This is a genomic window from Microbispora rosea, from assembly GCF_044460045.1.
GTDB classification, from domain to species: domain Bacteria; phylum Actinomycetota; class Actinomycetes; order Streptosporangiales; family Streptosporangiaceae; genus Microbispora; species Microbispora rosea.
The window spans coordinates 944352-957380 of the sequence record NZ_JBITJO010000001.1 but is presented as its reverse complement, the minus strand read 5'-3'; the positions used below and the strand labels follow the sequence as shown (position 1 = coordinate 957380).

The 13029-nt window shown below is 71.8% G+C and carries 7 protein-coding genes; 3 read left to right on the top strand and 4 right to left on the bottom strand.

Features of this window, described 5'->3' with window-relative positions:
* The first annotated feature begins 31 nt into the window (after nucleotides 1-31).
* Nucleotides 32-4249 (top strand): HAMP domain-containing protein, encoded by a 4218-nt coding sequence (locus tag ACIBK1_RS04600; RefSeq protein WP_051761646.1) that lies wholly within the window; start codon nucleotides 32-34, stop codon nucleotides 4247-4249.
* A gap of 3 nt (nucleotides 4250-4252) precedes the next feature.
* Entirely contained in the window at nucleotides 4253-4876 is a 624-nt protein-coding gene (locus ACIBK1_RS04595; RefSeq protein ID WP_030507738.1) for a response regulator, read from the top strand.
* A gap of 129 nt (nucleotides 4877-5005) precedes the next feature.
* Here the strand turns inward: ACIBK1_RS04595 and ACIBK1_RS04590 are convergent, their stop codons facing one another.
* Nucleotides 5006-6820 (bottom strand): NYN domain-containing protein, encoded by a 1815-nt coding sequence (locus ACIBK1_RS04590; protein WP_396732292.1) that lies wholly within the window; start codon nucleotides 6818-6820, stop codon nucleotides 5006-5008.
* 251 nt (nucleotides 6821-7071) lie between these two features.
* Nucleotides 7072-10878: a sigma factor gene (locus ACIBK1_RS04585; protein WP_396732289.1), complete on the bottom strand. Its 3807-nt coding sequence runs from the start codon at nucleotides 10876-10878 to the stop codon at nucleotides 7072-7074.
* A gap of 188 nt (nucleotides 10879-11066) precedes the next feature.
* On the opposite strand from ACIBK1_RS04585, the gene pyrE reads away from it, so the two are divergent.
* Complete coding sequence (pyrE, locus tag ACIBK1_RS04580; protein WP_030507735.1) at nucleotides 11067-11603, top strand: orotate phosphoribosyltransferase; 537 nt, start codon at nucleotides 11067-11069, stop codon at nucleotides 11601-11603.
* Here the strand turns inward: pyrE and ACIBK1_RS04575 are convergent.
* On the bottom strand, nucleotides 11573-12046 hold the full coding sequence (locus tag ACIBK1_RS04575; protein ID WP_396732286.1) for a hypothetical protein: 474 nt from the start codon (nucleotides 12044-12046) through the stop codon (nucleotides 11573-11575). The two genes, pyrE and ACIBK1_RS04575, sit on opposite strands and share 31 nt — an antisense overlap.
* A 165-nt stretch (nucleotides 12047-12211) precedes the next feature.
* Nucleotides 12212-12892, bottom strand: a complete 681-nt coding sequence (locus ACIBK1_RS04570; protein WP_051761644.1) for a DedA family protein — start codon at nucleotides 12890-12892, stop codon at nucleotides 12212-12214.
* Nucleotides 12893-13029: the final 137 nt, after the last annotated feature.

The window sequence follows — 13029 nt, the reverse complement described above, 5'->3', positions numbered from 1 at the left end:
GCGTCAGCCCCGTCGGGGTAAAGGAGGCTAAATGTCGCCCGCCAACGCCGAGCTGGCCGGGACCGAACGGGTCTATCGCGAATCCGATCTCGTGCCGTTCCTGGAGACGCTTATCACATGGCGCGACGGCGACTTTCGCCGTCGCGTCTCCCACGCCCCGCCGGGAGTCCTCAGCGAGATCCGGCTGCTGCTCAACGAGGTGGCGGACCGGCGCGAACACCTCGCCAACGAGCTCGCCCGGGTGCGCCGCGAGATCGTCAAGGAGGGCCGTTTCACCGAACGGCTGAGCCCCGGGCCGGGCGTCGGCGCGTGGGCGGAGAGCGTGGGCTCGGTCAACGACCTCATCGACGCCATCGTGACGCCGGTCAGCGGCGCCGCCGACGTCATCGACGCGGTGGCCAAGGGCGACCTGTCCCGCCGGATCGACGTGGACCGCGCGGCCCGGGGCGAGGTGCGCCGCCTGGGCAAGGCCATCAACGGCATGGTCGACCAGCTCTCTCTGTTCACCTCGGAGGTGACGCGGGTCACCCGCGACCTCGGCACCGAGGGCAAGCTGGGTGGCCGGGCCAACCTGCGCGGCATGTCGGGAAGCTGGCGCGATCTCACCGAGGCCGTCAACACCATGTCCGACCGCGTCTCCGCACAGGTCCGCGACATCGCCGAGGTGACGACCGGGGTCGCGCGGGGCGACCTGAGCCGCAAGGTCACCGTCGACGCCGTCGGCGAGATGCTGGAGCTGAAGCACACCGTCAACACGATGGTCGACCAGCTCTCCGCCTTCGCCGAGGAGGTCACCCGGGTGGCCCGCGAGGTCGGCACCGAAGGCCAGCTGGGCGGCCAGGCGCAGGTGCGCGGCGTGTCGGGGGTCTGGAAGGACCTCACCGACAACGTCAACTTCATGGCGAACAACCTGACCTCCCAGGTGCGCCAGATCGCGGTCGTCTCCACCGCCGTCGCGCAGGGCAACCTGACCAAGAAGATCACCGTGGACGCCCAGGGCGAGATCCTGGAGCTCAAGGAGACCCTCAACACGATGGTGGACCAGCTGTCCGCCTTCGCCGACGAGGTGACCCGCGTCGCCCGCGAGGTCGGCACCGAGGGCAAGCTGGGCGGCCGCGCCGAGGTGAAGGGCGTGTCGGGCGTCTGGAAGGACCTCACCGACAACGTCAACTCGATGGCCAACAACCTGACCTACCAGGTGCGCAACATCGCCCAGGTGACCACCGCCGTCGCCAACGGCGACTTCACCCGCAAGATCGACGTCGACGCCCAGGGCGAGATGCTCGAACTCAAGAGCACCATGAACACCATGGTCGACCAGCTGTCGTCGTTCGCCTCCGAGGTGACCCGCGTCGCCCGCGAGGTCGGCACCGAGGGACGGCTGGGCGGCCAGGCGCAGGTGCGCGGCGTGTCGGGCATCTGGAAGGACCTCACCGACAACGTCAACTTCATGGCGAACAACCTGACGTCGCAGATCCGTCAGATCGCCGTCGTCTCCACCGCCGTGGCGCAGGGCAACCTGTCGAAGAAGATCACCGTGGACGCCCAGGGCGAGATCCTGGAGCTCAAGGACACGATGAACACGATGGTGGACCAGCTGTCCGCCTTCGCCGACGAGGTGACCCGGGTGGCCCGCGAGGTCGGCACCGAGGGACGGCTGGGCGGCCAGGCGCGCGTCCCCGGCGTCTCGGGCGTCTGGAAGGACCTCACCGACAACGTCAACTCGATGGCCAGCAACTTCACCTACCAGGTGCGCAACATCGCCCAGGTGACCACCGCCGTCGCCAACGGCGACCTCACCCGCAAGATCGACGTGGACGCCCAGGGCGAGATCCTTCAGCTCAAGAGCACCATGAACACCATGGTCGACCAGCTGTCGTCGTTCGCCTCCGAGGTGACCCGCGTCGCCCGCGAGGTGGGCTCGGAGGGCCAGCTCGGCGGCCAGGCCCGGGTGGAGGGCGTCGAGGGCACCTGGAAGCGGCTCACCGAGAGCGTGAACGAGCTGGCCGGCAACCTCACCACCCAGGTGCGCGCGATCGCCCAGGTGACCAGCGCGGTCGCCCGCGGCGACCTGACCCGGTCGATCACGGTCGAGGCGCCCGGCGAGCTGGCCCAGCTCAAGGACAACATCAACACGATGGTCGCCACGCTGCGCGAGACGACCAAGACCAACCAGGAGCAGGACTGGCTCAAGTCCAACCTGGCCAGGATCTCCCGCCTGATGCAGGGGCACCGCGACCTGATGGAGGTCGCGCGGCTCATCATGAGCGAGCTCACCCCGCTCGTCTCGGCCAGCCACGGCGCCTGCTACCTGTACGACGGCGGCCGGCTCAACCTGATCGCCGGGTACGGCATCCAGCCGGGCTCGGCCCCGAAGCCGAACTTCGAGCTGGGCGAGGGCATCATCGGCCAGGCCGCGCTGGAGGCCGAGCAGATCATTCTCGAGGGCGTGCCGGTCGACTCGATCACGGTCGAGACCGGGCTCAGCCGGTCGAACCCGGCGCAGATCGTCGTGCTGCCGATCCTCTTCGAGAACAAGGTGCTCGGCGTCCTGGAGATGGCCTCGTTCACCCAGTTCAGCGAGGTCCACCTGGCCTTCCTCACCCAGCTCGTCGAGACCATCGGGGTCACGATCAATACGATTATGGCCAACTCCCGGACCGAGGACCTGCTCACCGAGTCGCAGCGGCTCGCGATCGAGCTGCAGGAGCGCTCCGACGAGCTGCAGCGCCAGCAGGAGGAGCTGCGCCGGTCCAACGCCGAGCTGGAGGACAAGGCGGCGCTGCTGGCCAAGCAGAACCGCGCCATCGAGATCCAGAACTTCCAGATCGAGCAGGCCCGGCGGACGCTGGAGGAGCGGGCCGAGCAGCTCGCGGTGTCCTCCCGGTACAAGTCCGAGTTCCTCGCGAACATGTCCCACGAGCTGCGCACCCCGCTGAACAGCCTGCTCGTGCTGGCCAAGCTGCTTACGGAAAACGACGAGGGCAACCTGACCCCCCAGCAGGTCGAGTTCGCCCGGACCATCCACGACGCCGGTTCCGCGCTGCTCCAGCTGATCAACGACATCCTCGACCTGACCAAGGTCGAGGCGGGCCGCATGGACATCCACCCGCAGACGATGTCGCTGTCCGGGCTGGTCGACTACATGGAGGCCACCTTCGCGCCGCTCGCACAGGACAAGGGCCTGTCGTTCACGGTCCAGGTCGACCCCTCCGTGCCCGACGACCTGAGCAGCGACGAGCAGCGGCTGCAGCAGGTGCTGCGCAATCTGCTGTCCAACGCGGTGAAGTTCACCCACGAAGGCCAGGTCAGGCTGGAGGTGACCCTCGCGCCCGACGACGTCAACTACGTGGACGAGAAGCTGCAGGGCTCGCCGGAGAACATGCTGGCCTTCAGAGTCGTCGACACCGGCATCGGCATCGCGCCGGACAAGCTCGAAGTGATCTTCGAGCAGTTCCGCCAGGCCGACGGCACGACCAGCCGCAAGTACGGCGGCACCGGCCTCGGCCTGTCGATCTGCCGGGAGATCGCCCGCCTGCTCGGCGGCGAGATCCACGTCCAGAGCGTCCCCGGGGACGGCAGCACGTTCACGCTGTATCTGCCCCCGGACTACTCGGGGCCGCTCGCCGCGCCCGACGGCGGTGCGATCGCCACGCCCACGGAACCGGACGTCCGTGAGGACGAGGTGCCCGAACTGCACATCAAGGACATCCTCCCGGAGATCCCCCTCCCGACCGACCTGCCCGTCCCCCAGTACGCTCCGCTGGTCGACGGCCACGACTGGCAGGGGGAGGACCCGCTGTCCGGGGCGAAGATCCTCATCGTGGACGACGACATCCGCAACGTCTTCGCGCTGACCAGCGTGCTGGAACGGCACGGCGCGACCGTGGTGTACGCCGAGAACGGCCGTGAGGGCATCGAGCAGCTCGAACGCAACGAGGACGTGGCGCTCGTGCTGATGGACATCATGATGCCCGAGATGGACGGCTGGGCCACGACGTCGGCGATCCGCACGATGCCGCAGTTCGCCGACCTGCCGATCATCGCGCTGACGGCGAAGGTCATGCGGGGAGACCGCGAGAAGAGCATCGCGTCGGGCGCCTCCGATTACGTGCCCAAGCCCGTCGACGTCGACCGGCTGCTCGAACGGCTGCGCGGATGGCTCATGCGCGGCCGCGGGGGCACAGAACGAACGAGGGGCGTGCCGTCCCTTGAGTCCCCCGAGTCCCGAGACTCCCAGGAGGCATGATCGATGCCTGAGCGCGCCAGGGTCCTGCTGGTCGACGACCGCGAGGAGAACCTGATCGCTTTGGAAGCGATCCTCAGCTCGCTGGACGTCGTGCCCATTCGGGCCCGGTCCGGGGAGGAGGCGCTGAAGGCCCTCCTGTCGACCGACTTCGCTCTGATTTTGCTCGACGTGCGCATGCCGGGCATGGACGGCTTCGAGACCGCCGCGCACATCAAACGGAGAGAGCGCACCAGGAACATCCCGATCATCTTCCTGACCGTGGTCGACAGCGCCCCCGACTACGCTTTCCGCGGGTACGCCGCCGGGGCGGTGGACTACCTCACCAAGCCGTTCGACCCCTGGGTGCTGCGCGCCAAGGTCGCCGTGTTCGTGGAGCTCTACACGATGAACCGGCGGCTCACCGAGCAGGCGGCGTTGCTGCGCGAACGCCTGTCGAACGAGCTGCCGGGCGGCGACCACACCTCCGTGCTGGCCGAGCTGTCCGGCCGCGTCACCGCCGTGGAGGACGAGCTACGGCGGGTGCGGGATCTGGCGGACAAGTCCGGTGACGCGCCCCTGAACGGCGCCGTCGACGAGTTGAGCGAGCGCGTCGCCCACCTGCGGGCCGGCTTCGACGCCCTCGGCTGACGCCGCGTACCGGACATGGCCGGCTCGGGCACGGCCGGCTCGGTCGCGGCGGCTCGGTCGCGGCGGCTCGGACACGGCCGGTGACCCGGCATGCGGCGAAGCCCTCGGGCGGGAGCGCGGACGGCCGGGTCAGCGGCGGGCGCGCTCCAGGGCGTCCCAGAAACCGCGGCGAAGGGCGTGCCTGACCTCGTCGTGCAGCAGGAAGTCGATCGGCAGCGAGGACCCCTGCAGCAGGCGGGCCTCCAGGTCGGACGGCATCCGGGGCTTGCGGGCGAGCACGGCCTCCAGCCAGAGCGCGGGGGCGTCCCTGGCGACCGACTCGCCGAAGTCGTGGCCCTCCTTGTGGGCCGCCTTCACCGCCTCGGCGAGCGTCGTGGTGCCTCCCGTGTGGATCGGCACCGGCGCGGGCTGCGGACCCGTGTACGGCCCCAGCTGGGAGGGCGAGTAGCCGGTGGTGCCGGAGCCGTACTGGCTCTGCACCGGGCTGCTCGGCGGCGTCTGGACTCCCGAGGGCGGAGGCGGCGGAGGGGTGGACGCCGGCGGAGCCGGCAGCGGGGTGCTGGCGGGCGGCTGCGCCTGGTGCTGCTGCTGGGACGGCTGGACGGGCGGCTGCGGGGGCTCGGGCGAGTAGCCGTTGTAGACCGGCGGGGACGGCTGCGCGGGGAGGGCCCGACGCGCGTGGGCGGCGGAGGACCGCCCGCCGCTGTGCGCTCCGTTGCCGTGGGTGCCCGTGCCCTGAGTGCCCGTGCCCTGATTGCCCGCGCCCTGGGTGCCCGCGCCGTAGGCGCCCGTGTCGTGAGCGCCTACTCCAGGAGCGCCGGTGTCGTGAGTGCCCATGCCGCGGGCGCCGGTGTCGTGAGTGCCCGTGTCGTGAGCACCCGTGTCGTGGACGCCCATGCCGGGAGCGGCCGCGCCGGGAGTGCCCATGCTGTGGATGCCCATGCCGGGAGCGCCCGCGCCCTGAGTGCCGCTTCCCTGTGCGCCGCTTCTGTGGGTGCTGTTCCCGGAGGCGCCGCCTCCGTGGGCGCCGCTGCCGGGGGCGCCGCTCGCAGGGGTGCCCGTGCCGTGGGATCCGCCGCTGTGGGCGCCCGTGCCGGGGGTCCCCGTGGCGTGCGGCTGAGTGACGTTCGAGATTTCGCCGGAGCCGCCCAGGTCGTACGAGGCGCTCTGCGAGGGGGCGCCGTGCGATCCCGTCACCGGGGTCGCCCCGCCGTGAAGGCCGGGAGAGTGGCTTCCCGGCGACTGGCTGCCGTTGTGCTGTGCCCCGTTGTGCTGCGTCCCGTTCGGCTGTGACCCGTTCTGCTGGGAGCCGTTGAGGTGGGTCCCGTTGGCCGGCGAACCGTTGCCGTAAGGGACGAGGCCGTTGCCGTGGGGCTGGCCGTTGCCGAGACCGGGGCCCGGGTCCGCCCCCGTGAGCATTGTGACGTACGGCCGGAGATGGCCGCTCGCGATCTCGACGAGGTCGTCGCACTCCTGCCGGAGGGTGCGGGCCGCCGACCATGCGCCGTCGGCGGCGATCTGCATGACGGTCACGCGGATGCCGAGGTCCTGCGCGTCGCTCACCACCTGGGTGAGGTCCTCGTCGCCACTGACCACGACCGCGTCGCAGACCGCGTTGTTGCGTGCCAGGGTCATGAGGTCGCGGTGGACCTGGGCGTCCACGCCCTCCCGTCGGCCCGGCCGGATCCGGCCGAGGCGGAGCTTGAGCCCGGGGATGTCCGCCAGCACGTCGTGCTCCGGCGTACGGCGGCCCTCGACGGTCGCCTCGTACCAGTAGCAGCGCAGGAGCGGCAGGCCCGTGCGCTCTCTTGACAGGTTGGTCAGGAGCTGCAGCAGGCCCGGATAGTCCCAGGAGACGGCCTCGCGATGGCGAGTCCCGTGGACGGCCATCGCGCCGTCTGCCAGCAAGTAGCCGGCGTCAACGAACAGCGCGCAGCGATCCACGCGACACCGCCCTTCCTACGTGGCTCTCTCAGGGTAGACAAGGGTGTCTTCCCGCGAGGGTGATTCCCGGCGATTCAGCCCTCGCCCGCCTGGTGGGGGGATCAGGACGCCCACAACCCTGAGATCGGAAGCGTTCACGCCGACCGTACCAGTTTGTCCGGGTATCGCCTCTCACCAATTTGGTATGGAAAACGCGCATGGGAAAGACCGGTGAAGGGCTGGAAATCTATCCCCACAGCAAGGGGAGGCTGTCAAGACCACGTCCTCGCGCTCACGACCGCGACGCCGAAGAAGACGGGGTCGCGCCGCGTGGCGAGCTGGAGTGCGGGGTGGGGTCCCAGCAGGGCGTGAAGGGTGTCGACCGCGACGCCTCCGGCGTCCTCCTCGCCGAGGACACCCTCCCGGCTCCGGTCCTCCCCGTCCCCGCGAGCGCGATCGCTCATCGTGACGACCCCCGCCCTGACCCCCTCGCCGTTCCACACCATCAGGTCGATCCGCGCGGGCGCGCCGTCCGGGGCGAGGCCGTCGAGAGGGAGCCGCAGGGCCTTCTCCTCGCTCCCGATGACCGCCGCGGCGTCCAGAACCACGGCCCGTGTGTACGGCTGCCGCGCGTCCTCGGCCATCACCACCAGGCCCCAGGCCGCGTGCCGGACCGGTCCCGTACGCGCCGGGGCGCCCGCGACCCACCAGCGGCCCCCGCCGGCCGTACGGACGAGAGAGGTCACGTCGGCGAACGCCTGATAACCGGACCCGGCAGGCAGATCCCGCCGGGTGACCTCGGCGGCGTGCAGGGTCGCGTATCCGGGCGCACCCGGAGCACGCACCCGGATGTCACCCGCGGGAACCGCCCCCCGGCCGCCGCCGGACCAGTAGAGGCCCGCCCACAACACCCGGCTCCCTGCGGGCAGGTCGAGATCGGCGCAACTGGACGTACGCGTCGAGGGGTCCCTGTCGAGGTCGACCGGCACGCTGGTACCCGAGTCACGACCCCGGCCGCCCGTGGCGGCCCCGCAGGGAACGGCCGACCCGGCGGAGCTCACGAGCGCGTTGCCGACGACCCGGGCGAGGAGGCGGCCGTCCGCGGCGAAGCGCGCGGCCGCGCCCGAGGCGCGCACCCCCACGGTCGATGTGGCGGTGGTCTCCAGCCGCCCCGACCGTATCCGCACCGTGATAGCCCGTCCCGTGGACGCGTCCGCCGCCACAGCCACCTTCAGGAAGATCGCCGTGACCTCATCGGCGGCGAGCGGTCCCCGGACGCACCGTACCGTTTGGCCCATCGTTCGGCCCGTCGTTCGGCCCGCGACCGAGCGGCCCGACGCCCCACACGACCAGCCGTCGCCCGCCGCCCGGCCCCGGGCATCGCGCCCGTCCTGCCCCAGGTAGCGGACGCCGGGCGGGAGGGTCACCGTGGCGGCGACCTCGCCGGTGGCCGCGCCGCCCGCGTTGCGCAGCCGTACGGCGACGAGACCGGACTGGCCGCGCAGCAGGGCCCCGAGCGGATCGACGGCGGCGACGAGCGCCTGCTTCGCCTTCTTTCCGCTCTCTGCGGTCCTTCCGCTCTGTGCGGCCTCGTGGGCTCCGGTGCCGCTCTGTCCTGCTCGGGCGTGCTCACGGGCCTCACGGCCGCGGTCCGCGGCCTGCCGGCGACCCTGAGCGGTCCCTGGCCGCTCAGGTGAGGTGCGATCGGTGGCCGGACCGCCTGCCTGCGACTCGTGCCGCTCACGAGCCCGCTCGGGCGTCTGCCGAGCGCCGGTCTGAGCGCGGCCCTGGGCCTGCGCGCGAGCCTGGGCACTGTTTGGGCCGGTGCCCTGCGATCTCGCCTGGCCACCGCCCTGGGCGCTGTCCCGCGATCGGGCCTGACCGCTGACGTGGACACCCCCCTGCCCCGGGACCAGGGCACTGCTTGGGCCGGTGCCCTGCGATCTCGCCCGGCCACCGCCCTGGGCGCTGTCCCGCGATCGGGCCTGGCCACCGCCCTGGACGCTGTCCCGCGATCGGGCCTGACCGCCGCCCTGGACACCGGCCTGCCCGGGGGCCTGGGCGCGATGGTCCTGGTAGGGGCGCCGGGAGAGCCGGCCACGCACTTGCTGCCGTTCCGGAGCCGAGGCCCCTGCGGCGTCTCCAGGGCGGGAATCCCGCTCGCGACCGGCGACGACGGTGGTCGTATCCGGCTCGCTCACCGGACGCCTGCCCGCCTGCCCCCTGCTGCCCTGCCCCCTGCTGTCTTGTCCTCTGTCCGCCTGCGCGCTGCCGCCCTGCCCCCTGCCCGTTTGCCCCCTGCCCGTCTGCCCGCTGCCGCCCTGCCTGATGCCGCCCTGTCCGCCACCCGTGAGGCGACCGCTCTCCCGGCCGGCACCCGCGTGCTGTCCGCCCTCGCGGCCTTCAGCGCCCGAGGCCGCCGGTCGTCCGTCGTCGCGACGTGGGACCGGAAGATTGTCACCCGCCCGTGCCGGGTCTGCCTGGGCCGCGGGTTCCTCCTGCGGCGACCGCCGATCGGCACCGGGCGTCACCCTGCCGGTGATCTCGGGCATGCCGAGCGCGATGCCCCCGCTCCACCCGTCGGCGCCGCTCCCTGCCACCGGGTCGTCGGCGGTCTGCGGCGTCGGGGCGCTCACGGCCGTCGGAGACGCCTGCGCGCTCGACCTCCGCGGGTCGTAGGGAGACGGGACACCCGCCGCTTCGGTGTGGCCGGTGGCGGCCCGCGAACGCGAGGCGGCGCTGTCCGCGGGCTGCGGGCGGTCCAGGGCCCGTGTCCCGTCCTGTCCTCCCGGGCCGCCGGTGAAGAGCACGCCCGTCGGCTGGGCGACGAGCAGGAAGGCGGCCGTCACGAGGGCGGCCACGGCCACGCCTCCCAGCACCGCCCGATGCGGCGTCGGCACGCTCCGCACCAGGGCGGACAGCCGCGCCAGCGCCGCCCGCGCACGGGCGAACGCCACCCGCGGCGCCCTGACCACCTTCGGGCCCACCTTGCTCACCCTCGGGCCCACCTTGGCGGACACACGCCTCGTCATCACCCGCGCGCGGCCGTACACCGCCCCCGGCGCCGCGCTCACCCTCGCGCACGCGCGCCGGGTCGCCGTCCTGGCCCGGCCGTACGCCCCACGCAGCAGCCCGTCCACGCGGTCACGCGTACGCCCCACCGGGCCCGTCTCGCCCTGGGCGACCCGGACGCCGCCCCTTATGCGGCGATCCGCACGGCTCGTCAACGCCCCGATGTGATGGCGTACGGCTTCCAGCCGCGCCCGTGCCCCGGCGCCCACCCTGCCTCTCACGCCGCCGCCCCTCACGCTGCCGCCCGTCACGCCGCCGCCGTACGACCGTGGGCCCGTCGCGGCCGCGGTGGCGAGGTCGGCGAGGTAGTCGTCCACGGCCGGCCCGGCGATGAGCTGACCGACGACGGCCCGCAGCTCCTGGGTGAGATCGACCAACTGGAGGAAGACCGACCGGCAGTCGATGCACTCGGCCACGTGGGCGTCGACCGCGCCGGCCTCCTGCTTGGGCAGGCCGTTCTCGACATAGCGCAGGATCATGGACAGGATCGGCCGGCACTCGGCACGTGGGCCGTTCTCCAGGTGTAGCCGCAGGTACGCCTCCCGCAGGCCCTGACGGGCCCTCCGGGTGAGCAGGGCCGCGGCCCTGCCCGACAGGCCGAGCAGCGGGCCCGCGTCGGCGGGCCTGCCGCCCTCGATCTCCACGTGCCACAGCAACGCGCGCCAGCGTTCCGGCAGCGAGCGGTACGCGCGGGCGAGCGGCGAGCGCTCCAGCCCCGTGAGTTCGGGGTCCACGTAGAGGGAGTCGCCGTCGGCCAGATCGGCCACCCCGGCGGCGGCGTAGCGGCGCACCGACGCGAGGAGGTAGGGCCGGAACGCGCATGCGGGCCCGCCGCCCCGCCGCATCGCTTCGAGCACCCTCGCGAAGGTCTCGGCGAGGAGGTCCTCGACCGCGTCCTCGCCCTGCACGACCTGCCGCGCCAGGGACCGCGCGGCGGCCGAGTGCCGCCGGTAGAGCGTCCCGAAGGCCGCCGTGTCGCCTCCCCGCACGGCCTCAAGCAGTTCCATGTCGGTATGCCGGACTTCTCTACGCATTGCGACCTCGCGATTACGATGAGTTGCACGGCGATACATTCCGCAGCCCATGTCCTGGCTAAACCACTGGAGCATCTTTACTCTCAGTAATCACCGCACGCCACACGCGACCACCTGGCCGGTACGGCCCGCACCACGGGACCGGCCGTACGCTGAGGCTCATGAGTGACCGCGAGAGACTGCTGGACGAGATCAAGAACAAGGGCATCGTGCACGGCCGGGTCGTGTTGTCCTCCGGCAAGGAGGCCGACTGGTACGTCGATCTGCGCCGCATCACCCTGGACGGCGTGGCGGCCCCTCTGGTGGGCCGCGTGATGCTGGACCTCACCGAGGACCTGGACTACGAGGCGGTCGGCGGACTCACGCTGGGCGCCGACCCGGTGGCGACGTCGATGCTGCACGCCGCCGCGGCCCGCGGCCGCACGCTCGACGCGTTCGTGGTGCGCAAGGCGGGCAAGGCCCACGGCCTGCAGCGCAGGATCGAGGGGCCGGACGTCGCAGGGCGCCGGGTGCTCGCGGTGGAGGACACCACCACGACGGGCGGGTCCGTGCTGACCGCCGTGGAGGCGTTGCGCGAGGCCGGCGCACAGGTCGTGGGCATCGCGACGATCGTGCACCGGGGCGGCGACGAGGCGCTGGCCGCGACCGGCGTTCCGTACCGCTCCGCCTACTCGCTCGCCGATCTGTCGCTCGCCTGACCCGCGGACCGCTTCACACTGAACGCCTGCCGCTCACCGGCCGGCCCGGGGGACCTGACGGTTCCGTTCTCGAAGATCTGGACCGTGCTCGCGTCGTCGAGGACGACGTCGAGCTCGGGCTGGAAGTAGGACGCCTCCTCGCCCCGGGCCAGGTCCCGGTCGATGAGCACGTCGCCGCCGGGCACCCGGACGAACACGGGACACCGATCGGCCCGGCAGACCACGCGGACGGTGGGCACACGAGGCGTGGAGGGCTCGGCGGAAGGCGCGGCGGAGGGCCGCGCCGACGAGGTGGAGGCCGCGCCGGAGGCCGGCTCCTCCGAGCCGAACGTGGACAGCAGCGCTCTCGCGCCGACCACGATGACGGCGAGCAGCAGCACGGCCACCAGGCCGACCAGCGCCAGCCTGGCGATACCAAGGGGATCAGACCTGTGGCGTCCCACAATCGGGAGAGTAGCGGGTGTGAGGCATATCTCAGTACTGACCGGTCACTTCTTGTGCGGCGACGCCTTCCCGCAGGTCACCCGCCGACTGCCCGTAGGCACCGACTCCCCGTAGGCGCCGGCCCACGGCGGGCGCGCCCCACCGGGGGCCCCGCCGGGGGGGCGTCACCGGGGAGCGTGGTGGCGGCCCTTGGGGACGGCGGAGGCGGCCCGGCGGCTCTTCATGACCTCGCGCACGATCGGGATCACCGACAGGAGGATGACGACGAAAACCCCGGGAAGGATGTACTTGTCGATGCCCTCGACCTTGCTGCCGAGGAAATAGCCGAGCAGCAGCAGGGCCTCGACCCAGACGACACCGCCGAGGACGTTCCAGACGAAGAAACGGCGCGCGTCCATCTCCAGCACACCGGCCACCGGGTTCATGAAGGTGCGGACGATCGGCATGAACCGCGCGGCGACCACCGCCTTCGCGGGACCGAACTTCTCGAAGTAGTACTCCGCCTTCTCGACGTGCTCCCTCTTGAACAGCCGGGAGTCCGGCTTGTCGAACATCCTCCTGCCGACCTTCGCCCCCAGGAGGTGGCCCAGTTGCGCTCCCGCGATCGCCGCGAGCGGCGCGCCGATCAGCAGAGTGGGCAGTGACAGAGGCGCGATCCCGAATCCCTCCGCGGCGGCGACGGTGCTGAAAATTCCAGCGGTGACCAACAGTGAGTCACCGGGCAGGAAGAACCCGACGAGCAGCCCCGTCTCGGCGAATACGATGGCGATGACGCCGATCGTCGCGAAGGCGCCGAGCATGCTCAGCCACCACTTCGGGTCAAGAAGGTCCAAGAGCACGTCCACGGGGCGAGCCTACCTGTCCTGGATGAGATCAGACTGAGAAGCGGCAGGGCCTGTGGAAAACCGTGAATCGCGGAATGACCGCGGCTTTCCCGGTACCCCACATACCCGGCTTTCCCGATCGGCCCGGGCTTCGGGAT

What these genes read in the sequence shown, in the direction of transcription:
- ACIBK1_RS04600 (WP_051761646.1), top strand. Translation starts at nt 32, where the DNA reads ATGTCGCCCGCCAACGCCGAGCTGGCCGGGACCGAACGGGTCTATCGC.
- ACIBK1_RS04595 (WP_030507738.1), top strand. Translation starts at nt 4,253, where the DNA reads ATGCCTGAGCGCGCCAGGGTCCTGCTGGTCGACGACCGCGAGGAGAAC.
- ACIBK1_RS04585 (WP_396732289.1), bottom strand. Translation starts at nt 10,878, where the DNA reads ATGGAACTGCTTGAGGCCGTGCGGGGAGGCGACACGGCGGCCTTCGGG.
- pyrE (WP_030507735.1), top strand. Translation starts at nt 11,067, where the DNA reads ATGAGTGACCGCGAGAGACTGCTGGACGAGATCAAGAACAAGGGCATC.